Raw genomic sequence first — 22,417 nt, 5'->3', positions numbered from 1 at the left:
TGATAAATTAAAAAAGTCCGCCTTGAATATTAGTTTTAATTTTGCCTAAATGTTTATAGGCTTTCTCGGTAACTTCTCTTCCACGAGGTGTCCGAATTATAAATCCTTCCTGGATTAAAAACGGTTCATATACTTCTTCAATTGTTTCGCCACTTTCAGAAACGGCTGTTGCCAATGTTGACAATCCAACTGGACCGCCTTTGAATTTATCTATTATCGTAACTAGAATTTTATTATCCATTTCGTCTAAACCATGAGCATCAACATGTAAAGCTTTTAAAGCATATTTTGCAATCTCAATATCTATTTTACCGTTGCCTTTAATTTGGGCAAAATCTCGAACACGACGCAAAAGGGCATTGGCAATACGAGGTGTTCCTCGACTTCTTCCGGCTATTTCTATAGCAGCTTCCATAGTGATAGGCATTTTTAAAATGCTGGAACTACGCTGGACAATGGTGGTTAAAAGCTCGGTGTTATAATATTGTAAACGACTTTGAATTCCGAATCGAGCTCGCATTGGTGCTGTCAATAATCCGGAACGTGTGGTTGCTCCAACAAGTGTAAATGGGTTTAGGTTGATTTGAACCGTTCTGGCATTTGGCCCTGATTCAATCATGATGTCGATTTTGAAGTCTTCCATGGCAGAATATAAATACTCTTCGACAATCGGACTTAAACGATGAATTTCATCTATAAACAAAACATCCCTTTCTTCAAGATTGGTTAACAAACCGGCTAAATCTCCAGGTTTATCTAAAACAGGTCCAGAAGTGATTTTTATTCCTACGCCTAATTCGTTAGCCAAGATATTTGCCAAAGTGGTTTTCCCTAATCCGGGTGGACCATGAAACAATGTATGATCAAGTGCTTCACTTCTTTGATTGGCTGCTTCAACAAATACTTTTAGATTATCCAACACTTGTTCTTGTCCGGTAAAATCATCAAAAGATAACGGTCTTAACTTTTTTTCGAGGTCAAGTTCTTCGGGATTAAAATTATCGTTGGTTGGATTAAGATTTTCATTCATACCACAAATATAAGATAAAGTTGGTTGCAAATAAAAATGCCTTTCGAAGGAAAGGCATTTTACTATTTTGTACTAATGAATTAATGGTGTAGTTGTTCTTCACCTGGTTGCATTGGAACATTTTGAGGGACGAAATCATCATCATGTCCGGGTTTGCTATAATCATATGGCCATCTGTGTACATGAGGAATTTCACCTTCCCAGTTTCCGTGAATATGTTTGATTGGTGCTGTCCATTCTAATGTATTAGATTTCCATGGGTTTTGAACTGTTTTCTTACCATAGAAAATGCTGGTAAAGAAATTCCATAAGAAAACTAATTGGAAAGCTCCACCAACTAAAGCAAAGACTGTTATGATAACATTTACATTTTGCAAATCGTCAAACAATGGGAAGTTGGTATTGGTATAATATCTTCTTGGTAAACCTGCCATTCCGATAAAGTGCATTGGGAAGAATACTCCATATGCACAAACTGCAGTTACCCAAAAGTGAACATATCCTAAATTTTTGTTCAACATTCTTCCGAACATTTTTGGGAACCAATGGTAAATTCCGGCAAACATTCCGTAAAGAGCAGAAATACCCATTACTAAGTGGAAGTGTGCTACAACAAAATACGTATCGTGAACGTTAATATCCAATGTACTATCTCCCAAAATAATTCCTGTTAAACCTCCTGTGATAAAAGTAGAAACCAATCCGATAGAAAATAACATCGCAGGGTTTAATTGCAAGTTCCCTTTCCATAAAGTAGTGATATAATTAAATGCTTTTACAGCAGATGGAATTGCAATCAATAAAGTGGTAAAAGTAAATACCGAACCTAAGAATGGATTCATTCCTGATATAAACATGTGGTGACCCCAAACGATAGTTGACAAAAATGCAATCGCAATAATTGACATAATCATCGCTCTGTATCCAAAGATTGGTTTACGAGAATTGGTTGCAATAACTTCAGAAGTGATTCCAAGTGCAGGTAACAAAATAATATAAACCTCTGGATGTCCTAGGAACCAGAATAAATGTTCAAACAATACTGGAGAACCACCTTGATAATGTAAAACTTCACCAGCAATATAAATATCAGATAAGAAGAATGACGTTCCAAAACTTCTATCCATAATCAACATCAAAGCTGCAGAAAGTAATACTGGGAAAGATATAACTCCGATAATAGCTGTAATAAAGAATGCCCAAATTGTTAGAGGCAATCTTGTCATAGACATTCCTTTAGTTCTTAGGTTAATTACAGTTACAATATAATTTAAAGATCCTAATAAGGATGCAGCAATGAATATAGCCATAGAAACTAACCATAAAGTCATACCCGTTCCAGATCCTGAAATTGCTTGTGGCAATGCGCTTAACGGTGGATAAATAGTCCATCCAGCGTTAGCTGGTCCTGATTCTACAAAAAGAGAACTAACCATCACGACACTTGAAAGAAAGAACAACCAATAAGATATCATGTTCAAAATTCCTGATGCCATATCTCTTGCTCCAATTTGTAGTGGAATCAACAAGTTACTAAACGTACCACTCAATGCTGCCGTAAGTACAAAGAAAACCATTATGGTTCCGTGAATTGTAATTAACGAGAGGTAAGCTTCATTAGTCATCACGCCATTTGGAGCCATTTTTTCTCCTAGAAAAAAGCTAAATACTTTGAATGACTCTTCTGGCCATGCTAGTTGCATTCTAAAAAGTAAAGACATACCAACTCCAATAACTCCCATTATAATACCAGTAATTAAGTACTGCTTGGCAATCATTTTGTGATCAATACTAAAAATATATTTAGTAATGAAAGTGTCTTTATGGTGGTGTTCGTGATCGTGACTTTCGTCGTGATTGTGAGCTTCTGCTGACATAATAGGTAAACTTTAAATTTTATAAATTATTTCATTTCTGCTTGAGCAACTACTGTAGTGTCTTTGCTTGCTGCATTTGTTGAATCCTTTGTTTGTGTTGCTCCTGCTTCAGATGCTTTTGCTTCTGCTGCTGCAGTTTTAACCGCTAGTACAATAGTTTTTGGCGCATTTTCTTTTAACCAAGCTTTGTATTCTTCTGGTGTGTCAACAACAATTTTCATTTGCATATTGTAATGAGATGCACCACATATTTTATTACACAACAATAAATAATCAAAGGTATAAGGATCAAGGGCGGCTTCACCTTTTGCAACTAAATCGGCACTTTTTTTTGCTCTGATGCTATTAATGTTTGCTACTTTCTCAACCATCTCTGGTTTTTCTCTCATTTCGGCAGTAGTAACTGTTGGAATGAACGAGAAGTTGGTTACCATACCGGGAACACAGTTCATTTGTGCTCTAAAGTGAGGCATGTAAGCCGAGTGCAAAACGTCTTGAGAACGAATTTTAAAAACAACTCTTGTCCCTTTTGGAATGTGTAATTCAGAAGACATGAAATCATCTTGTGCATTTGGATCTGATAAATCAACACCTAAGTTATTTACACCTTCAATATATCTTACGTTTGCTTTTCCTAAAACATCATCTGCTCCAGAATATCTTGCAGTCCATTTAAATTGTTGCGCATAAAGTTCAATCACTACGGCGTTTTTATCATCTTTTTCAGAGACAAACATAATGTTAGTCCAAGCGTACAATCCATAAAGAATTAATACCGCCAATACGATAGCTGGTATAATACTCCAAATAAATTCTAATTTATTACTATCTGAAAAGTAAAGTGCTTTTTGACCTTCTCTTCCTCTATATTTAAAAGCAAAATAATGCAATAAAGCTTGAGTAATAGTTTGAGCAATAAAAATAATTGTCATCGAGATAATCATAAGATTATCTACTTCAGGACCATGTTGTGATGCCGAATTACTAACTAAAGGAAAGTGTCCATAGTTTAAGAAACAATAAATAGTAGTCAGGTAAATGAATCCTAAGAAAGCAAACATTAAATATCCATTTACTTTATTATCATTATCGCTTGCAACCTGTGTATCGCTAACCTTCACGCCAACTTGTGTTAAGTCGAATATCTTAGTTAACTGCCACAAGGCAACGGCCAATAAAACTACAACTATAAGTACCAAAAGAGTTGTCATTTGTAATTTACTTTAAAATATTAATAATGAAAATGTTTACTTTCTTCAATAAAAGGATTTCGTTTTGGAACTAGCGGTGCTTTTGCTAAAGCGCTGAATACTACAAAAATGAATAATCCAAAGAAAAATAATAATGCTGATATTTCAGGAATTCCTATAAACCATCTGTCACCAACTGTTGCCGGCATAATCATGTTGAAAAAGTCAACATAGTGTCCAAACAAGATTACGATTCCGCCCATAACAACAATCCAGAAAATACGTTTGAAATCGCTGTTGATTAAAAGTAAAATTGGGAATACGAAATTCATAAAGAAAGCACCAAAGAATGGCAAGTTATAAACTTCTATTCTCGTTTTGAAATAAGTAACTTCTTCAGGAATGTTAGCATACCAAATCAACATAAATTGTGAAAACCATAAGTATGTCCAGAAAACGCTGATACCAAACATGAATTTTGATAAATCATGAATATGGCTAGAATTTACATTCTCTAAATACCCTTTAGATTTTAAATAGATAGTTACCATTTGAATCACGGTAATACCACTTACAAAGAAACTGGCAAAAACATACCATCCAAAAAGTGTACTGAACCAATGTGGGTCTAAAGACATAATCCAATCCCAAGACATGATAGATTCAGAAACGATAAAGAATACTAAAAATGCTGCTGACATTTTGAAGTTCTTTTTATAGAAAACATCATCACTAGCTGCGTCTTGTGCCAAACAATTTTTTCTAGATAAGTAACGGTATAAATTCCAACCTAATAAGAATATAGCCGCTCTTGAAATCCAAAAAGCAAAATTTAGATAGCCTGATTTGCCTGCAATTATTTCGTCATAATTTGGACTTTTAGGGTCAGTAACTCCTTCATTCATCCATACAAACAAATGGTTAAGATGGAATCCTGACAACAATAGGAATACGAAGAAAATAACTGATATTACCGGTAAATAAGCCGTAATTCCCTGCATTACTCTAAACAACACCGGAGACCAACCTGCTTGTGCCACTTGTTGAATACCATAGAATGCTAAAACACCCATAGTTATTAACAAGAAGAAGATACAGGCAACATATAATGCAGCCCATGGTTTATTTTGTAATTGATGAAAAACATGTTCAACATGCTCTTCATGTTCTGCTTTAGCTTCGGCCGGAGACTTTACTTCTTCATGAGTTGCTGCTGCTTCGTGTCCACCTTCATGATGTGCTTCTTCCGCTTTCAGAATAGTCTCAACATCTTGAATTGTTTTTGGGGCCGACATAAAACCAATACCAATACCCAAAGCTCCTAAAAGCATTAAGATGAAAGAAAAAGTTTTTAATTTACTTGAAAAGGTATACATATCTATAACAATCAGTTTGTTTTACAATTATAATTTGCTTTTAAGTTCAAGAACATAAGCCGCAACCATCCAACGCTCTTGTTGACTCAATTGATTCGCGTAAGAACCCATTGAATTTAATCCGTACGTTTCAACATGGAAAATACTTCCTATAGTTACTTGTCTGTCTTTGTAATTTGGAACACCAAGAAATTTTTGTTGCTTCACTAATTTTCCCATGCCATTTCCAGCTTCTCCATGACAAATAGCACAGTAAATTCCGTATAATTCTTCAGCCTTTTTCATGTCAACAGCAGTAGAATCTAATGGTGATTTTACAATTGTCTTTGAAAAAGCATACCCTTCTGTGGTATTTGGAATTTCGTAAGGAACAAAACCTCTTTTAATTGATCCATCGACTGGCAATTGACCTTCTTTACCTTTTAAACCTGATGGCGAATTGAAAGCATTCGATTCTGAATAGGTTTCATAAGCTACCGATTCATACATATTGGGCATGTATTGGTAGTTTGGTTTCAAATTATCTTTACAAGACGAAAAGGAAACAACGATACCTAATACAAATGCTATTTTAAGTAAACTTTTCATATCTATATTAATGCTTATCAATTTCAACTACTATAACTTCTACTGCGCCTGTGCTTTTCAAAAACTTCACCAATTCATCTTCATTATCTTTAACGGATACTTCCATTAGGAAATGGTCGTCTGTTGTTCTAACATCTGGGTTTTCAGCTTGTTTGAATGGCCATAATCTACTTCTCATATAAAAAGTGATAACCATTAAATGCGCTGCAAAGAATACCGTCATCTCAAACATAATAGGCACGAAAGCCGGCATGTTTTGATAGTAAGCAAAACTTGGTTTTCCTCCAATATCTTGTGGCCAATCCTGAATCATGATATAATTCATCATGGTCGTGGCTACTGTCAAACCAATTAATCCATAGATGAAAGCACAAATAGCTAATCGTGTTGGTTCAAGTCCCATTGCTTTATCCAAACCATGAACTGGAAATGGTGTAAAAACTTCTTCAATATGGTGATGCGCTTTTCTGGTTTGCTTTACAGCATCCATTAAGATATCATCATCATTGTATATTGCGTGTATAACTTTATTACTACTCATAGCAATTATTAATGTTTATCTGAATGATTGTGATCTTCTAATTCTCTTTGTCTCTTAAAATTTTCTCCCGAGGATTTCAAGATTGTTTTAACCTCTGCTTGAGCAATCACTGGGAAAGTTCTGGCATATAAAAGGAATAATACAAAGAAGAAACCTATTGTTCCAATAAAAATTCCAATATCTACAAATGTTGGTTGGAACATCGTCCATGATGATGGAAGGTAATCTCTGTGTAATGAGGTAACGATAATTACGAAACGCTCAAACCACATACCGATGTTTACTACAATAGAGATAATGAAAGAGAACATAATACTTGTTCTTAATTTCTTGAACCACATAAACTGAGGAGAGAAAACATTACAGGTCATCATCGACCAATATGCCCACCAGTAAGGACCGGTAGCTCTGTTCAGGAATGCATATTGTTCAAATTCAACTCCTGAATACCAAGCGATAAATAGCTCAGTAATGTAAGCAACACCTACGATAGAACCTGTAATCATTATTACAATGTTCATTAATTCGATATGTTGAATTGTGATATAATCTTCAAGGTTTGACACTTTTCTCATAATGATAAGCAAGGTGTTTACCATTGCGAATCCTGAAAATACTGCTCCCGCAACAAAGTAAGGTGGGAAAATGGTAGTATGCCAACCTGGTACAATTGAAGTAGCAAAGTCCATACTTACAATCGTGTGAACCGAAAGTACAAGTGGCGTTGCTAAACCTGCAAGTACCAAAGATACTTCTTCAAAACGTTGCCAGTCTTTAGCTCTTCCGCTCCATCCAAAACTTAATATAGAATAAATCTTTTTACTGAAAGGTGTTACAGCTCTGTCTCTAAGCATTGCAAAGTCAGGTAACAATCCTGTCCACCAGAAAACCAAGGATACAGAAAGATACGTTGAGATGGCAAATACATCCCAAAGTAATGGAGAGTTAAAGTTTACCCAAAGCGATCCAAATTGATTCGGAATTGGTAATACCCAATATGCTAACCATGGACGTCCCATGTGTATAACCGGAAATATTGCCGCTTGGATTACAGAAAAAATAGTCATCGCTTCTGCAGAACGGTTAATGGCCATTCTCCATCGTTGACGGAATAATAATAACACGGCAGAGATAAGTGTTCCGGCGTGACCAATACCTACCCACCAAACAAAGTTAGTAATATCCCAAGCCCAACCAACGGTTTTATTTAAACCCCAAGTTCCAATACCTGTTGAAATGGTATAAATGATACAGCCAATTCCCCAAAGGAAAGCTATTAATGCAATACTAAATACAGTCCACCATTGTTTGTTGGCTCTTCCTTCAATTGGAGCAGCTATATCTACAGTTATATCGTGATAAGATTTCTCACCAATAACTAATGGTTTTCTAATGGGTGCTTCGTAATGAGACGACATATTCCTTTATTTCTTAATTAATATTTTTATACTACGTATTTCTAACTTTAACGTGATAAAACACATTTGGTTTTGTACCAACACTTTCTAGTAAGTGGTACATTCTTTTATCTTCGGATAGTTTTGTAACTTGATCTTCTTTATTGTTAACATCTCCAAATACCATAGCTCCTGTTGAACAAGCTGCCGAACAAGCAGTTTGGAATTCATTAACAGCTACTTCTCTTCCTTCACGTTTTGCTGTTAAAATAGTCAACTGTGTTTTTTGAATACACATAGAACATTTTTCCATAACTCCACGTGAGCGAACATTTACATCTGGATTAATAACCATACGACCTAAATCATCATTCATATGGAAATCAAATTCGTCGTTACCGTTATATAAGAACCAGTTAAAACGACGTACTTTATATGGACAGTTGTTTGCACAGTAACGAGTTCCGACACATCTGTTATAAGCCATTTGGTTTTGACCTTGACGACCATGAGAAGTTGCTGCCACAGGACAAACAGTTTCGCAAGGTGCGTGATTACAATGTTGACACATTACAGGTTGGAAAGATACTTGTGGATTATCCGCTGGACTTTCCATTTTTCTGAATCCTCCTAGCGAACCTTTAGTCTCTTCATTTCCGGCTATAAAGCCAACTAAATCAAGTCCATCAAAGTTTTCTTTTTTCTCGTTGTCTTCAGCAAAAGTATCTTCAGATGAGTAGTATCTGTCAATACGCAACCAGTGCATATCACGGCTTCTTCTGATTTCTGCTTTTCCAACAACCGGGACGTTATTTTCAGCATGACAAGCAATAACACAAGCACCACAACCGGTACAAGCGTTCAAATCTATTGATAGATTAAAATGGTGACCAACTGAACGATCAAACGAATCCCATAAATCTACAGATGTTGCTTCAACTTCTTTGTGATCCAAAGATACCATAGGAACAGTATTCCATTCTTTAGCGTCTTTAGTATTGAAAATAGTTAAGTTTGTTTCTTTGATGATATCGCCTCTTCCCATCAACGTTTTTTGTGACTGAACACAAGCAAACTCATGTTCTCCACTTGCTTTAGCGATAGAAGCTGATTGTACATTATTGAAGCCAGCGTAAAATGCATATGCATTAAGACCCACTTGCATTTCTTCTTTTAGTCCAACTTTTTTACCATAACCTAAAGCTAACCCTAAAGTTCCTTTAGCTTGTCCTGGTTGGATTATAACTGGAACATTTTCTAATTTGATTCCGTTTACCGTAAGTGTTGCATAACTTCCGTTAAGTCCACCGTTAGCAACAATTTTATTTTCAAAACCTAAAGCTTTATCTCTGGCGTCTGAAGGAGAAACTGTAACATAGTTATCCCAAGATACTCTCGTGATAGGGTCTGGTAACTCTTGCAACCATGGATTATTAGCTTGTTGCCCATCACCTAAACCTGTTTTAGTATACAATACTAATTCAAATCCGTTGACAGGTTTTGATTGTGCCAATACGTTAGCCGCAGCAGCATAATCAGCTGAACTTGCAGATGCACTAGTAGAAGCTCCAATAGCAATACCATCATGAACCGTCTGGTTCCATGAAGCACCATTTGTATATGCTGTAGCATTTGCTTTTATGTAATCATAATAAGCTGCGCTGTTTCCATTCCATGACAATAATCCTTCTTGGAATTGTTTAGAGCTGAATAATGGACGAATGGTTGGTTGTGTTAAAGAATAAGTTCCTTTGGTCAACATTAAATCGTTCCAAGACTCTAAATAGTGAGGTGCAGGAACTGCTATATTTGTGATTGAAGCTGTTTCATCTTCTCTTAAAGAAAATGCAGCTGATAATTTTACTTTTTTCAATCCGCTTACGAATTTAGCACTATCGGCTAAAGTGTAAACCGGATTCACGCCACTCATTATTAAAGTATGAACACTTCCTGCATTCATATCAGCAACTAATTGAGCTACTTTTTCGTTAGATCCTTTTCTGATTTGACGAGTTCCGATAGTTGAAAATGCTTCACTAGCCAAAGCTTGATTGATAGCTAAAACTAATAACTGAGCATTTTTATCTTGGATTCCTGAAACTAAAAGTCCTTTGCTTCCTGCAGCTTTCAATTGTTGTGCTGCTTTCGTAACGACATCCTCATTATCAACTTTTCCTGTTGATATCGCAGAACCTGTAATTACATTATATATTTTAACTAAAGCTTGTTTTTGATTTGCAATGGTCATTGGAACACGCTTATCAGCAGCAGCTCCGGACAAAGTCATGTTCGCTTCAAACTGATAGTGTTTTGACATTTTTCCGGCTTGAGGAACTCTTCCTTTTGCATAACCCGAATCAAAACTTCCTCCTTGCCAATCGCCTAAGAAGTCAGCATCAAGTGAAACTATAGTATTTGCTTTTGAAAAATCATAATCTACTAAATCTCTTTCTCCATAAACTGCTTCGAACGCATCTAATGCAGCCGATTCAGAAACAGCATCGTAAACAACGTGTTTTGCTGTTGGGTTTTTTGCAATAAATTCAGCTATTAATTTTTCAGTTGATGGACTTGCTAAAGTATTAGTCAATAAAACTATTTGTCCTCCTTTAGCTTTTGCATCGACTAAACTTGCTTTTATTTTTAAATCGGCTTCTTGCCAAGTTGCTTCTTTTTGAGACACTTTCGTTCTTTTCAAACGCATACTATCATACAATGATAATACAGAAGCATGAACTCTTGCATTGGCAGCAAACTTCGCACCAGCAATAGTGTTGTTTTCTATTTTAATTGGACGCCCTTCACGTGTTTTTACTAATAAATTGGCAAAATCAAAACCATCAAACATAGATGTTGCATAATAATCAGCAACTCCAGGAATAATTTGCTCTGGTTGTAAAACGTAAGGGATTGATTTATGTACCGGACCTTCACAAGCTGCTAATGTTGCAGCTGCAGTTGTAAATCCAACGTATTTCAAGAAATCACGACGAGTAGTTGAGGAAGAAGATAATGCATCTTTGTCAGATAAAAATTCGTCAGTTGGAATTTCTTCTACAAATTCATTATTTCTAAGCGCCTCAACAATAGAACTGTTTTCGTTTAATTCCTCAACACTTTTCCAGTATTTTTTGTTCGATGACATCGTATATAAATATTAGCTTCTTAAATTATTTTTAATAGTGGCATTTACCACATTCGATTCCTCCCATTTGCGCAGCAGTCAATTTGTCTACTCCGTAACGTTTAGAAAGTTCTTCGTGAATTTTTGTGTAATACGCATTTCCTTCCATTTTCACATCGGTCTCACGATGACATTTAATACACCAACCCATAGTTAATGGAGCAAATTGTTTCTGGATTTCATAAGTCTGAACTGGACCGTGACATTTTTGACATTCAATTCCGGCAACCGTTACGTGTTGTGAGTGATTGAAATAAGCAAAGTCTGGTAAGTTATGAATTCTAACCCATTTCACAGGAGAAGTTTTTCCGGTATATTTTGAACCATCCCAACCAACAGCTGTGTATAATTTTTTTATTTCACCGTCGTAGAATGCTTTTGAATACTCAGGTGTAGCAGTTGTGTCAGATACTTCAGCAATGTTTTTATGACAGTTCATACAAACATTTAAAGAAGGAATACCTGCATTTTTACTAACACGAGCAGCAGAGTGACAATATTTACAATTGATTCCGTTGCTTCCTGCGTGAATTCTATGAGAATAATGAATTGGCTGTACTGGTTGATAATCTTGATCAACACCTATTTGCATTAAATAACCATAAACAAAAAAACCACTAGCTAATAATAAGAATATAGAAGATACTAGAACTAAAAATTGGTTTTTAGCAAATGCTTTCCAAATTGGCATTCTTTTTTCTGCTTCAGCAACTTCAATACCATTTGCTTTAGCTACCTTGGTTAATACATTGTTTACAAAGAACAACATAACGACCAACATTAACATTACTAATGATAGTGCGCCAAGAATAATGTCATTTGAAATTCCGCTATCATCCGCTTTTCCACCTTTACCATCAGGAGTAACTCCAGGTGCAGTTGCAGCTACAGGTTTAGGTTCATCTGTATAAGCTAAAATATTATCTACATCTTGCTTAGACAATTGAGGAAACGCTGTCATTACTGCTTTGTTGTTCTCATTGAACAATTTAACCGCATCAGCATCGCCAGATTTAATCATGGCCGAGCTATTGGCAATCCATGGATAAAACCATTCTTTGGCATGACGACCCGTAACTCCTCTTAATGCCGGACCTGTCATTTTCCTATCAAGGTTGTGACAAGCTGCACAATTTGCGTTAAACAATGCTTTTCCTGCTACTGCGTCACCTCCAGCGGTTGCAGCTGGTGCTGCTGTAGCTGTGGCAGTTGCTGCTGGTGTAGCTGCTGCTGGCGGAGTTGCTTGTGAAAATGAAGTGAAGGAGATGGTTAGCATTAAAGCTAAACTGTAAATTATTTTCCTTGAAATCGAATTATGGTTACCCACTTTTTTCATATAATAAGTAATTATCGGCTAATGTTGGCATGATTTTTTCTAAAAAATTTCCCAGTAAAAATCGACGCTTTATTAAAAACTTGGACAAAAATACGACTTATGAACTATTCTCAAAACCTTAAATATATCTTAAATATCAATTTATATTAATTCTAAATAATGTTTTCTCTTTTGTTTAATTCTATAAGTTTTACATTTGTATAAAAATCAAACCCTTATGAAATTTTTAAAAGAAATAAAATTCACTTTCGTGACTCTGACTCTGGTATTTATAACGCAAAAAAGCTATAGTCAAGAGGCTAAAGTAAGTGTAAGTCAAGACCCGAAGTTTGAACAACTCTTAAACGAAAAAAGAAAAATAAACAGTTCCATTACCATAAATGACCGGTATAAAATTCAGATTTTTAATGGTGACACCGAAAATTCTAAAAAAACACTGCTTGATTTTAAGAGAGAGAACAAGAATATTGATGCCACTATTGTATTCAGCACACCCTTATATAAGGTTTGGGTTGGTAATTTCAAAACCCGAATTGAAGCTGAAAAAAACCTAAACGATTTAAAGAAGAAGTATCCGAATGCTTTTTTGATTAAACCTAATAAATAAAAAAGTCCCGATTAAATCGGGACTTTTTTATTACTATTTCATCTTTTTCTTGACCTCCACTTCCTGGAAAGCTTCGATGATATCCAGTTGTTCAATATCGTTGTAATTCTTGATTTGCATACCGCAGTCATATCCTTTCGATACATCTTTTACATCGTCTTTGAAACGTTTCAATGTTGCTAATTCACCTGTGAAAACAACAACGCCTTCACGGATAATTCTGATTTTAGAATTTCTAAAGATTTTACCATCGGTAACCATACAACCTGCGATAGTTCCCACTTTTGATACTTTGAAAATCTCTCTGATTTCTGCCGTACCTGTAATTTCTTCTTTCATTTCTGGAGAAAGCATGCCTTCCATCGCGTCTTTCAAGTCATTGATAGCATCGTAAATAATAGAATAACTTCTGATATCGATTTCTTCTTTTTGTGCTAATTGACGGGCATTTCCAGCCGGACGAACGTTAAATCCGATGATAATTGCATCAGAAGCAGAAGCCAACATTACGTCAGTTTCGGTAATCGCCCCAACACCTTTATGTATAATATTGATTTGAATTTCATCTGTAGACAATTTAGAAAACTCACTTGAAAGTGCTTCCACAGAACCATCCACGTCTCCTTTAAGGATAATGTTCAATTCTTTAAATTGACCTAAAGCAATACGACGACCGATTTCCGCCAAGGTAATATGACGTTGTGTTCTAACCGATTGCTCACGCATTAATTGTAAACGTTTAGTCGCAATTTGTTTAGCTTCTCTTTCGTCTTCAAATACGTTGAATTTATCTCCAGCCGTTGACGCACCATCCAAACCTAAAATAGATATTGGTGTTGATGGACCAGCTTCAGTCACACTATGTCCTCTTTCATCATGCATGGCTTTCACTTTTCCGTGATTCTTTCCTGCCAATACATAATCGCCTACTTTCAAAGTTCCTGATTGTACCAATATGGTTGATACGTAACCTCTTCCTTTGTCTAACTGTGCCTCGACAACAGTTCCAACAGCAGGTTTATTTGGGTTTGCTTTTAAGTCTAAAATTTCAGCTTCCAGCAATACTTTTTCTAACAATTCTTTTACGCCTGTTCCTTTTTTAGCCGAAATATCATGCGATTGGTATTTACCACCCCAGTCTTCCACTAACAAGTTCATGGCTGCTAATTTCTCCTTAATCTTTTCAGGGTTAGCGCCTTGTTTATCTATTTTATTGATTGCAAATATCATTGGAACTCCAGCCGCTTGTGCGTGGCTGATAGCTTCTTTGGTTTGTGGCATGATATCATCATCGGCAGCAACTACAATAATTGCAATATCGGTAACCTGAGCTCCACGGGCACGCATCGCGGTAAACGCTTCGTGACCTGGTGTATCTAGGAAAGTGATTTTTTGTCCACCTTCAAGAGTAACGGCATAAGCACCGATGTGCTGTGTAATTCCACCTGATTCTCCGGCAATTACATTTTCTTTACGGATATAATCCAGTAACGATGTCTTACCGTGGTCTACGTGACCCATTACGGTTACGATTGGTGCACGAGGTACTAAATCTTCAGGTTTGTCTTCAACAACTTCTATCGAATCTTCGATATCTGATGTGATAAATTCAACTTCAAAACCAAACTCATCAGCAACAATTGATAACGTTTCTGCATCCAAACGTTGGTTCATGGTTACCATGATGCCAAGTGACATACAAGTTCCGATTACTTTTGTAATAGGCACATCCATCATGGTTGCTACTTCACCTACGGTAACAAACTCGGTTACTTTGATTGTTTTGCTTCCTTCGTCTAATGCTTGTTGTTCGTCTTCTGACCGTTGACGGTGCGTATCACGCTTATCTCTTCTATATTTTGCTGCTTTAGATTTGTTTCCTTTTCCTTGTAAACGCTCTAAAGTTTCTTTAATTTGATTTTTAACTTCTTCTTCCGTTGGCTCGACTTTTTGAACTATAGCAGGACGATTCCCTTTTTGGAATCCGCCACCGCCTGGCTTAGCACCACCACCTGGTTTAGTAGGTCCAAAAGCGTTTCCTCCACCACCGCCACCAACAACAGGCTTCCCTGGTTCTGGTTTGCCCGGAATTCTTTTTCTTTTATTTTTATTGGCGTTTGCATTATTTGCTGCTACATTTGCTCCAGTAGCTGGAGTTGCAGGTTTAGCACCATCTTTTTTAAACTCCTCTTTTTTCTTTTTGGGTTTATTAAATTGTGCTAAATCTATTTTTTGCCCCGTTAATACCGGACCAGTAAGATTCTGATATTGTGTAGTATGCGTTTCATCAACTGGTTCTTCTTCAGCAACTGGCGCAACCACTTTTTCTACTTTTGGAACAACTATTGGTGCTTCTTCTTCTTTCTTAGCAACGACTTCTTTCTTTTCAATTACTGGTTTTACTTCCTGAACTGGTTTTGCTGGTTGAATCAGAGTAGCTGGTGCTTTTGGCTCTAGATCAATTTTTCCAACTTGTTTTGGAGCAGCAATTGTTGCTTTCGCTTTAATCAACTCTTGTTGTTGCTGACGTTCTTCGTCTTGCTTGCGTTTGTCTTCGATTTCTTTTTCTCTTTCAATTCGAAGTGCTTCTTTTTCTTTTCTAATTTCTTCGCTTACACCTTTTGAAGCTTCTTTATTCCCTTTGTCACCGGCAAACTGTCCGCAAAGAATAGAATATACATCATCGGAAACTTTTGTGTTTGGATTTGCCTCAATGACAATTCCCTTATCTTTTAGATAATCCACAGCTCTTTCCAAAGAAATATTTAATTCCCTTAAAACTTTATTAATTCTAATATTTCCTTCAGACATAAAATCTTATTAATGTTATCTATTTTGCGCTAAAAGACTAGTCTTGAAACTCTTCTTTTAATATTCTTATTACTTCTAAAATGGTTTCTTCCTCTAAATCGGTTCTTCTCACTAAATCGGCAACATCTTGATTCAGGATACTTCTTGCTGTATCCAATCCAATTTTTGCAAATTCGTCAATTACCCATCCATCGATTTCGTCTGAGAACTCTGTTAATTCAACATCATCTTCTTCGATAGCAATCCCTTCTCTTATGACATCTAATTCGTAGCCTGTTAAAAGTCCGGCCAATTTGATATTATGTCCTCCACGACCAATAGCTTTTGAAACCTCTTCTAATTTCAAGAAAACTTCAGCTCTCTTTTTCTCTTCGTCAATTTTAACTGAAGATACTTTTGCAGGACTTAATGCTCTTGTGATGTATAATTGCAAATTGGTTGTGTAATTTATTACGTCGATATTCTCATTTCCAAGTTCGCGAACAATTCCGTGAATTCTTGAACCTTTCATACCAACACAAGCTCCAACAGGATCAATTCTGTCATCATAAGAATCTACGGCTACTTTTGCTTTTTCACCTGGAATTCTTACTACATTTTTAATCATAATTAAACCATCGAAAACTTCCGGAATTTCTTGTTCGAATAATTTTTCCAGGAATTTATCTGCCGTTCTCGACATGATAATTTGCGGCTTATTCCCTTTCAATTCAACACTTTCAATAATTCCTCGAACGTTGTCTCCTTTACGGAAAAAGTCAGATGGAATTTGTTTTTCTTTTGGCAGAACAATTTCATTTCCTTCATCATCAATCAAAATCACAACTCTTGGACGCACATGGTGTACTTCTGCAGTGTAAATTTCGCCTATTAAATCTTTAAATTGTTTGTAAAGATTGGTGTTGTCGTGTTCGTGAATTTTAGAAATCAGGTTTTGACGCAAAGCCAAAATAGCTCTTCTTCCTAAATCAATCAATTTTACTTCTTCAGAAACTTCTTCACCAATTTCAAAATCGGCTTCAATTTTTCTTGCTTCTGTTAAAGTGATTTCTTCATTTTCCAAATCTAAATCATCGTCAGCAACGATAACTCTTCTTCTCCAAATTTCCATATCACCTTTATCAGGATTGATAATGATGTCAAAATTATCGTCTGAACCGTATTTCTTTTTCAATGCGTTTCTAAATACATCTTCCAAAATCGCCATAAGCGTTACTCTATCAATAAGCTTATCGTCTTTAAACTCTGAAAACGAATCGATTAATGCAATATTCTCCATGCCTAATTTAATTAAATATTATTGTAACAATTGCTTCTTTTATATCTGAATAAGGAATTTCACGTTTATGTGCCACTGTTTCTTTTCCTTTTCCTATTTTCTTTGGTTCTCTTGCTGTCCAAGAAAGTGCAATACTTTCTTCTGAAACCTGATCTAACACTGCTTCTATAGTTTCAGTACTTGTTTTCACTTTTAATGTTCTTCCAATATTTTTTCGATATTGTCTTACCATTTTTAAAGGTGTTGAAACTCCTGCTGAAGCTACTTCCAATGCATAATCTTGTTCTTCCCGGTCTAAATTAGTATCAACTGCACGACTTATATCGATACAATCCTGCAAATTTACACCATTATCTCCATCTAATGTTACTATGACTTTGAATGTTTCTGAAACTGTTAAATCAACAAGAAACAATGAAGGTTTTTCCTTTAATCCTTCTTCCAATAACGCTAAAATTTTATCTCTAAATGCCATAGTTGTATAAAAAGAGGGAAGCAATGCTTCCCTCATTATTTAATTTTAAATGGTAAATAACGGTGCAAATATAGTTATTTTTTTATAAACCAAAAATTGTTGTTGTATCAAAAAAAAAATAATACCTTTATTGAGTTAATTTTTACTATACAAAATCACTTTTATATTATGAAAAAAATCTTAGTCCCTACTGACTTTTCCAAACATGCCGAATACGCATTAAAAGTTGCTGCACAAATCGCTAAAAAAAATAATGGTGAAATTTTTCTTCTTCATATTCTTGAATTACCTCATCAGGCGGGAGATGCTGTTGGCAGTGGAGCAGATATTCCAGAAATTATGATTTTTAAAAATGCCGCTCTTAATAGATTGGAAGACCTTATGGATCATGAATGTTTAGAAGGAATAAAAGTTTCCGAAATTATTCAATTTGATTTAGCATTCGAAGGAATTATGAAAGTTAACCAAGTAAATGACATTGATTTAATTGTAATGGGCTCTCATGGCGCAAATGGATTTAAAGAAATGTTTATTGGTTCCAATGCAGAAAAAGTTGTTCGTAATTCAGACACGCCTGTTTTAATAATCAAAAAAGACGAAGGTGATTTTAGTGTAAACAAATTTGTTTTTGCTTCTGATTTTTCAAATGAAATAAAAAAACCTTTTGCTAAAGTTGTTGAGTTTGCCAATAGATTTGAAGCTGAATTAAATTTAGTTATGATTAATACACCCAGCACCTTCAAGCCAACTCATGTTGCCCTGGAAATCATGAAAGACTTTGTTTCTAGTTTTACTGTAAATAACTATTCCATAAATGTCTATAATGATATCAATGTTGAAAACGGAATATTGCATTTCGCAGACCATATTGATGCTGATCTAATTGGAGTTAGTACACATGGTAGAAAAGGTCTTTCCCACTTTTTTAACGGAAGTATTAGTGAAGACTTAGTAAATCATGCGCTGCGACCAGTAATTACTTTTAAAATATAAATACCATTTACAAGGTTATAAAAACAAAAAATCCTCTCAAATTGAGAGGATTTTTTGTTGGTCTACAAGGACTCGAACCTTGAAAGACTGCACCAAAAACAGTTGTGTTACCATTACACCATAGACCAGCTTTACTTCACTTAGCAATATTAACAGCGGTGTTCAGTGAAACAGCCGTTTTGCTTAACGCGAGTGCAAATTTAACACAAATTTTATTTTACACAAACAAATAACTATAAAAATTAAAAACTAAACCCAAAATCTATGCAACATCAAACTCAATAAACTTGTTATTAACCCATTATCCTATTTGAAAAATTTTGTTAATGCGCGTTTACTTGCGTTAAAAAAAATAGTTTCTTTGTAGCATTAAATAAAACCATTTCATTTCATATCTATATGATGAATTTTAACTTTAACAAATGGAACACCATCTTAGGATGGACCGTATTTGCCATTGCTTTAATTACCTTTTCTTTAACTGTTGAACCTACCATGAGCTTTTGGGATTGTGGCGAATATATCTCAACCTCAGCAAAACTAGAAGTTGGTCATCCGCCCGGAGCACCTTTATTCCAAATTCTGGGAGCTTTCTTTGCCATGTTTGCTACAAGCAAAGAAACTGTGGCCTTGATGGTAAATATGTTGTCTGTATTTTCAAGCGCCTTCACTATTTTGTTTATGTTTTGGTCATCGACTATATTGTTAAGAAAAATAATTTCTCAATATACCGAAATAGACAAAAACAAAGCAATTGTTATACTGGGAAGTTCTTTGGTTGGCTCTTTAGCGTTTACTTTTTCTGATAGTTTTTGGTCAAGTGCCGTTGAAGCCGAGGTATATGCTATGGCTTCGTTATTTATTGCTTTATTGTTTTGGCTTGGATTACGTTGGGAGCAAGATATGCATACGCCAAGAGGTAATCGTTGGTTGTTGTTAATTTCGTTACTTGTCGGGCTTTCATTTGGGGTGCACTTTATGGCGTTGCTAACCATTCCTTCTATTGGGTTTTTGTATTATTTTAAGAATTGGAAAACCATCACCATTAAAAATTTTATCATTGCCAACATTATAATCGTTGCCATTTTATTATTCATTTTCAAATTATTATTACCTTATACTTTAGCATTCTTTGGAAAAATGGAAATCTTTATGGTAAATGACTTTGGTTTACCGTTTAACTCCGGAACCATTTTTGCGCTTTTACTAATTATAGCTTTTTTCTATTTTGGATTAAAATACACTCGAGCAAAAGGACATCCTTTTTACAACACTGCTTTATTGTGTGTACTTTTTGTTCTTATCGGATTCTCTGTATGGGCGTTGCTGCCAATCCGCGCCAATGCGAATGTGGTTATCAATGAAAATAAACCATCTGATGCTGCCGAAGTTTTAGCGTATTATAACAGAGAACAATATGGTGTAAATCCATTGTTTTATGGCCCGCAATACACGGACACTTTTGCCGGTTTAGATAAAGACGAACCTTACTTAGACAAAGCGCCCAACTATGAAAGAGATTATAAAACCGGAAAATATGTTATTGTAAACAATTACAAAAATGCCGAACAAAACAGCGATAATGCTCAAAAAGCAATTCTTCCTCGTCTTTGGAGCACAGACCATGTTGAGAATTATATTCAGTTTACAGGCGTTCCAAAAATGGAACTTAATCAAAATTACCCCTATGAAGATGACTTAGCACAATATGGTGTTAACATTGATAGTTTGAGCGAAGAACAGGTTGCTATGGCAGTTGGTCAATTAAAAGATGAAATGAGTAAAACGGTTTCGCAGTTTAAAACTGCTTACGCTCAGAAAAAAATTGATAACGAAGATTATGTTTCTTTCCTAAAAAAATACAGCGATTATATTATAGTAGAAAAACCTTCAACTTGGGACAACTTAAGTTTTATGATTGAATACCAATTTGGCTATATGTATGGCCGATATCTGCTGTGGAATTTTGTTGGAAGACAAAATGACGTTCAAGGAAAATACGATAATCTTGATGGTAACTGGTTAAGCGGAATAAAATTTATTGACGAAATCCACCTAGGTAAAGGAACGCAGGAAAATCTTCCCGATGATGTTAAAAACAACAAAGGCAGAAACCTATATTACTTCCTGCCGTTCTTCATTGGACTAATCGGATTAATGTACCACGCACAAAAAGATTTGAAAAGCTTTTATGTATTGTTAGCCTTGTTTTTATTTACCAGTATTGCCTTAAAAATATTCTTAAACGAAAGACCTTTTGAACCTCGTGAAAGAGATTATGCACTAGTTGGTTCATTTTATGTTTTTGCGATTTGGCTTGGCTTTGGAGTGTATGCGATTTATGAAATAATAGCCGAAAAGGTGAAATCGAAATTCGTTGGACCAATAGTAATTGGAGCCTGTCTTTTGGCGGCACCTATTTTAATGGCATCTCAAAACTGGGATGATCACAGTCGAGCCAAAAAATATACGGCTATTGCCATGGCTAAGAATTACCTCGAATCTTGTGACCAAAACGCAATTCTTTATACTATTGGCGATAATGACACTTTCCCGCTTTGGTACGCACAGGAAATTGAAGGCATCAGAACCGATATTAAAATTGTGAATACACAATTATTTATGACCGATTGGTATATCGACCAAATGAAATTTAAAACTTACAAATCTGATGGTTTGCCAATATCGTTTAAACATAACGAGTACGTTGGGGATAAATTAGATTACGTGGCTCATATTCCAAAAACAGAAGCAAGATGGGATATCAAAGCTTGGATTGATTTTATCAAAAACCCAAAATCAACGGTTGAAATGTCTAACGGACAAACCATTCATTTTTATCCAACCAATAAAATCAGAATCCCAATTGATAAAAACAACATCATCAAGAATAAGGTTGTTAATCCAAAATATTATGATTCGATTGTTCCTTACATCGATTTAGACATTAAAGGAAGTGCTTTATATAAAAATCGATTGATGGCTTTTGATGTATTGGCAAATAACGACTGGAAACGCCCAATTTATTTTACCGGAGGAAGCTTTGGCGATGATGATTATCTTTGGATGAAAGATTATCTTCAGTTGGATGGATTGGTTTATAAATTAGTGCCTATAAAAACGCCTATCGATAAAGAAAATCCATACGACATGGGCGATATTGATAGCGATAAAATGTATGATATCGTAATGAAATGGAGTTGGGGTAATGGCGATTTAACCACTATTTATCACGATCCTGAAACCAGAAAAAACAGCATTTCCTACCGAACCAACATGGCTCGTTTGATGGAACAATTAATCAACGAAGGCAAAATGGAAAAGGCCAAAAAAATCATTGATTTAGCTTTAACTAAAATGCCAATGGATTACTATGGCTATTATACCATGGTTGAACCATTTGCCAGCGGCTATTATGAACTGGGCGAAAAAGCAAAGGCCCAAAAATTATTAGAACGTTTAATGACGAAATACAAACAAAGTCTAACGTATTATTCTTCTGTTCAGCCATCCATTCAAAATGGAATTGCCACTGATATTATTACAGATATTGAACGCTACAGAAGTTTATTACTCGTTATGAAAGATCATAAAGACATGGATTTTTACAACAAAAATAAACCTGCCTTTAACGCCTTGGTTCAAAGATTTAGTCGTTTCGGAAGAGATTTAGAGTAAATCCATTTGAAAATTTGAAGATGTGTCAATTTGAAGATTTCTTATTGACACATTT

At 35.4% G+C, this 22,417-nt stretch carries 15 protein-coding genes and 1 tRNA gene; 3 read left to right on the top strand and 13 right to left on the bottom strand.

Annotated features, from left to right (window positions below):
- Positions 1-7: 7 nt before the first annotated feature.
- The 9 genes from ruvB to QWY90_RS02045 form a co-directional block, all read right to left on the bottom strand.
- Positions 8-1,030, bottom strand: coding sequence for a Holliday junction branch migration DNA helicase RuvB (gene ruvB, locus QWY90_RS02085; protein ID WP_290284163.1), 1,023 nt, complete (start codon positions 1,028-1,030; stop codon positions 8-10).
- 80 nt (positions 1,031-1,110) lie between these two features.
- On the bottom strand, positions 1,111-2,907 hold the full coding sequence (locus QWY90_RS02080; protein ID WP_290284162.1) for a cytochrome c oxidase subunit I: 1,797 nt from the start codon (positions 2,905-2,907) through the stop codon (positions 1,111-1,113).
- Positions 2,908-2,933: 26 nt separating this feature from the next.
- Positions 2,934-4,118: a cytochrome c oxidase subunit II gene (locus tag QWY90_RS02075; RefSeq protein ID WP_290284161.1), complete on the bottom strand. Its 1,185-nt coding sequence runs from the start codon at positions 4,116-4,118 to the stop codon at positions 2,934-2,936.
- Between the two features lie 20 nt (positions 4,119-4,138).
- A complete protein-coding gene (locus tag QWY90_RS02070; protein ID WP_290284160.1) occupies positions 4,139-5,473 on the bottom strand; it encodes a quinol:cytochrome C oxidoreductase in 1,335 nt (444 codons plus the stop codon).
- Between the two features lie 27 nt (positions 5,474-5,500).
- Positions 5,501-6,061, bottom strand: coding sequence for a c-type cytochrome (locus tag QWY90_RS02065; protein WP_290284159.1), 561 nt, complete (start codon positions 6,059-6,061; stop codon positions 5,501-5,503).
- 7 nt (positions 6,062-6,068) lie between these two features.
- Positions 6,069-6,602 (bottom strand): DUF3341 domain-containing protein, encoded by a 534-nt coding sequence (locus tag QWY90_RS02060; RefSeq protein WP_290284158.1) that lies wholly within the window; start codon positions 6,600-6,602, stop codon positions 6,069-6,071.
- Positions 6,603-6,610: 8 nt separating this feature from the next.
- Positions 6,611-8,020: an NrfD/PsrC family molybdoenzyme membrane anchor subunit gene (nrfD, locus tag QWY90_RS02055; protein WP_290284157.1), complete on the bottom strand. Its 1,410-nt coding sequence runs from the start codon at positions 8,018-8,020 to the stop codon at positions 6,611-6,613.
- Between the two features lie 31 nt (positions 8,021-8,051).
- Positions 8,052-11,144: a TAT-variant-translocated molybdopterin oxidoreductase gene (locus QWY90_RS02050; RefSeq protein ID WP_290284156.1), complete on the bottom strand. Its 3,093-nt coding sequence runs from the start codon at positions 11,142-11,144 to the stop codon at positions 8,052-8,054.
- A gap of 31 nt (positions 11,145-11,175) precedes the next feature.
- Positions 11,176-12,519: a cytochrome c3 family protein gene (locus QWY90_RS02045; RefSeq protein WP_290284155.1), complete on the bottom strand. Its 1,344-nt coding sequence runs from the start codon at positions 12,517-12,519 to the stop codon at positions 11,176-11,178.
- Positions 12,520-12,736: 217 nt separating this feature from the next.
- Here QWY90_RS02045 and QWY90_RS02040 point away from each other — a divergent pair, with 217 nt between their 5' ends.
- Positions 12,737-13,126: an SPOR domain-containing protein gene (locus QWY90_RS02040; RefSeq protein ID WP_290284154.1), complete on the top strand. Its 390-nt coding sequence runs from the start codon at positions 12,737-12,739 to the stop codon at positions 13,124-13,126.
- Between the two features lie 33 nt (positions 13,127-13,159).
- Here the strand turns inward: QWY90_RS02040 and infB are convergent, their stop codons facing one another.
- From infB to rimP, 3 genes are read right to left on the bottom strand one after another with little or no spacing between them, the layout of a single operon-like run.
- Positions 13,160-15,937 (bottom strand): translation initiation factor IF-2, encoded by a 2,778-nt coding sequence (gene infB / locus QWY90_RS02035; protein ID WP_290284153.1) that lies wholly within the window; start codon positions 15,935-15,937, stop codon positions 13,160-13,162.
- Between the two features lie 37 nt (positions 15,938-15,974).
- Positions 15,975-17,216, bottom strand: a complete 1,242-nt coding sequence (nusA, locus tag QWY90_RS02030) for a transcription termination factor NusA (RefSeq protein WP_290284152.1) — start codon at positions 17,214-17,216, stop codon at positions 15,975-15,977.
- A 7-nt stretch (positions 17,217-17,223) separates the two neighbouring features.
- Positions 17,224-17,691 (bottom strand): ribosome assembly cofactor RimP, encoded by a 468-nt coding sequence (rimP, locus tag QWY90_RS02025; RefSeq protein ID WP_290286917.1) that lies wholly within the window; start codon positions 17,689-17,691, stop codon positions 17,224-17,226.
- A 168-nt stretch (positions 17,692-17,859) separates the two neighbouring features.
- On the opposite strand from rimP, the gene QWY90_RS02020 reads away from it, so the two are divergent.
- Positions 17,860-18,684, top strand: a complete 825-nt coding sequence (locus QWY90_RS02020; protein ID WP_290284151.1) for a universal stress protein — start codon at positions 17,860-17,862, stop codon at positions 18,682-18,684.
- 57 nt (positions 18,685-18,741) lie between these two features.
- On the opposite strand, the gene QWY90_RS02015 is transcribed toward QWY90_RS02020, so the two are convergent.
- Positions 18,742-18,812, bottom strand: a tRNA-Gln gene (locus tag QWY90_RS02015).
- A gap of 271 nt (positions 18,813-19,083) precedes the next feature.
- Between QWY90_RS02015 and QWY90_RS02010 the strand changes: the two genes are divergently transcribed.
- Positions 19,084-22,362, top strand: a complete 3,279-nt coding sequence (locus QWY90_RS02010; RefSeq protein WP_290284150.1) for a glycosyltransferase family 117 protein — start codon at positions 19,084-19,086, stop codon at positions 22,360-22,362.
- Positions 22,363-22,417: the final 55 nt, after the last annotated feature.

The organism is Flavobacterium paronense, assembly GCF_030409795.1.
Classification (GTDB): domain Bacteria; phylum Bacteroidota; class Bacteroidia; order Flavobacteriales; family Flavobacteriaceae; genus Flavobacterium; species Flavobacterium paronense.
Note: the sequence above shows the minus strand (reverse complement) of the source record. Positions and strands in the feature narration are given on the sequence as shown.

Excerpts from the sequence above, each read along its gene's own strand:
- rimP (WP_290286917.1), bottom strand. The coding sequence starts at position 17,691 with ATGGCATTTAGAGATAAAATTTTAGCGTTATTGGAAGAAGGATTAAAG.
- QWY90_RS02020 (WP_290284151.1), top strand. The coding sequence starts at position 17,860 with ATGAAAAAAATCTTAGTCCCTACTGACTTTTCCAAACATGCCGAATAC.
- QWY90_RS02045 (WP_290284155.1), bottom strand. The coding sequence starts at position 12,519 with ATGAAAAAAGTGGGTAACCATAATTCGATTTCAAGGAAAATAATTTAC.
- ruvB (WP_290284163.1), bottom strand. The coding sequence starts at position 1,030 with ATGAATGAAAATCTTAATCCAACCAACGATAATTTTAATCCCGAAGAA.
- nrfD (WP_290284157.1), bottom strand. The coding sequence starts at position 8,020 with ATGTCGTCTCATTACGAAGCACCCATTAGAAAACCATTAGTTATTGGT.
- QWY90_RS02070 (WP_290284160.1), bottom strand. The coding sequence starts at position 5,473 with ATGTATACCTTTTCAAGTAAATTAAAAACTTTTTCTTTCATCTTAATG.
- nusA (WP_290284152.1), bottom strand. The coding sequence starts at position 17,216 with ATGGAGAATATTGCATTAATCGATTCGTTTTCAGAGTTTAAAGACGAT.
- QWY90_RS02040 (WP_290284154.1), top strand. The coding sequence starts at position 12,737 with ATGAAATTTTTAAAAGAAATAAAATTCACTTTCGTGACTCTGACTCTG.
- QWY90_RS02065 (WP_290284159.1), bottom strand. The coding sequence starts at position 6,061 with ATGAAAAGTTTACTTAAAATAGCATTTGTATTAGGTATCGTTGTTTCC.
- QWY90_RS02010 (WP_290284150.1), top strand. The coding sequence starts at position 19,084 with ATGATGAATTTTAACTTTAACAAATGGAACACCATCTTAGGATGGACC.
- QWY90_RS02080 (WP_290284162.1), bottom strand. The coding sequence starts at position 2,907 with ATGTCAGCAGAAGCTCACAATCACGACGAAAGTCACGATCACGAACAC.
- QWY90_RS02060 (WP_290284158.1), bottom strand. The coding sequence starts at position 6,602 with ATGAGTAGTAATAAAGTTATACACGCAATATACAATGATGATGATATC.
- QWY90_RS02050 (WP_290284156.1), bottom strand. The coding sequence starts at position 11,144 with ATGTCATCGAACAAAAAATACTGGAAAAGTGTTGAGGAATTAAACGAA.
- infB (WP_290284153.1), bottom strand. The coding sequence starts at position 15,937 with ATGTCTGAAGGAAATATTAGAATTAATAAAGTTTTAAGGGAATTAAAT.
- QWY90_RS02075 (WP_290284161.1), bottom strand. The coding sequence starts at position 4,118 with ATGACAACTCTTTTGGTACTTATAGTTGTAGTTTTATTGGCCGTTGCC.